The organism is Dictyobacter arantiisoli (assembly GCF_008326305.1).
Classification (GTDB): Bacteria; Chloroflexota; Ktedonobacteria; order Ktedonobacterales; family Ktedonobacteraceae; genus Dictyobacter; species Dictyobacter arantiisoli.
This window is the reverse complement of sequence record NZ_BIXY01000219.1, coordinates 1-1,776: the sequence shown is the minus strand read 5'-3', so window position 1 is coordinate 1,776 and position 1,776 is coordinate 1. Positions and strand designations below refer to the sequence as shown.

At 48.1% G+C, this 1,776-nt stretch carries 1 pseudogene; it reads right to left on the bottom strand.

The annotated features are described in order from the left end of the window. Positions 1-518: 518 nt before the first annotated feature. Positions 519-1,675, bottom strand: a pseudogene (locus F1593_RS27900) (IS3 family transposase). Between the last annotated feature and the right edge of the window lie 101 nt (positions 1,676-1,776).

Below are 1,776 nucleotides of genomic sequence, written 5' to 3'. Positions count from 1 at the left end.
GTGCCTTCGTCTCTGACATCCGACTTGTGCCTCTTTCTTCCCGGTCATCGTCCCCACGTCAGCATATCCTCTGGCTTTCCCAAAGGCGTTAAGCTTCTTGGGGAATCCTGCTCAGCATCGGCGTGCGGGTGGTTCCCTGCTCATCACATCGACCATTGATGAGAGCCAGATGCCGAGTTACTCCGTTCCCATGATTTGTTTTACGCTCCTGTAGGCGGGTGCTATCCACCGGAGATGTTGGATGAGTGAAAGGAGAGAATATTACAGTTCTCGCCTCATACGAATCTCATTACCGTTTTGGTCAAGCCTGTCAGCCTCTTTGGCTTGTTCGAAGTTACGATGGTTCAGATGCACCTTCAGTTTCCTTCGCCGTGGGAACCTGGCTCGGAAAGTGGTCATGTTGAGACTCATGAGGCTTTCCATTTCTGCCCGCTTGACGGATTGAGGACCAGTCGCTACCGTCGGGCAGAGCCATTCCACGTTCACCTCGTGGGAGAGAAATTGCGTCTCCCATCAAATCATGAGTTGTCAAAGTTCATCTTTGCCAGCCATCCCCTCACCCAGTGGGCGATTTTCGGCTGAACGGATCGCACGTAATATATTTCGATATATTCGAAAACCGTTGCTTTTGCCTCATTTCTACTGGAAAATATTGCATCTTCAGAACATTCTTTCTTCAAGGTTGCCCAAAAGCTCTCGATCAACGCGTTATCATAACAATCACCTTTTTTGCTCATGCTTCCTTGAATCTGATGCTCGTGTAGCAGCGTTTGATACCGACCGCTCGCATATTCACTGCCCCGGTCTGAATGATGGATCAGGTCAGCTCCAGGCTGCCGCTGAAGCAGTGCCATCTGCAGCGCGGCAGAGACCAATTCAGCGTCATGATGCTCACTCATCGACCAGCCAACAATTTTGCGTGCATAGGCATCAATCACCCCTGCAAGGTAGAGCCACCCTTCTCGTGTCTCAAGGGAGGTAAAGTCTGACATCCATTTTGTATCTGGTGCATCAGCGGTAAAATCCTGCTCCAAAAGATTGGGAGCAATGGGAAAATCATGATTGCTCTCGGTGGTACGTGGCTTTCGCTTCTTTTTTCTGGCGCTCAGCTCCTGTTCTTGCATCAAGCGTGCGACATGTTTTCGTCCACAATGAATGCCCTGGTCTTTGAGTTCAACATAAAGACGAGGACTTCCATAATAACCCCTGTTTTGATAATACGCATCTTCAATACGTTCCGTAAGCTGTTCATCATCCCGTTTTCTTTGGATTTTCCCTCTTTTACGCCAGTTGTAGTAGCCATTTTCCGAGACCTCTAGGACCTGGCACATCCGAAGAAGAGGAAACGTCTGACGATGCTCATGAATAAACTGGAATTTTACGGGTGGGGTTGCGCGAAGATGCTCATCGCTTTTTTTAAGATGTCCCTTTCCTACCTTAAAATTTCGTTTTCACGCTTTAATCTTTTCATTTCCTCTTCAATCGGAGTTTGATGGCCTTTGCCAGGAAAGGCCGCTTCTCCTTGTTCTCCAAACTCTTTACACCATTTGCTTAAAGCACTGTCAGAAATCCCTAAATCTCTGGAAATTTGTGTTTTGCTTTTTCCACTGGTTTCAAAAAGTGTGACAGCCTGCTGCTTGAATTCCTTGGTAGAGGTCGGTTGAGATTTGCCCATTGAACCCTCCTGATGGTAGTCTATCAGATTTCTCTTCTCCGACCCTCCAAGGGCCATGCACCGAAGGTGCACCCCGCCTGATGAAAACGCGCTATACTATG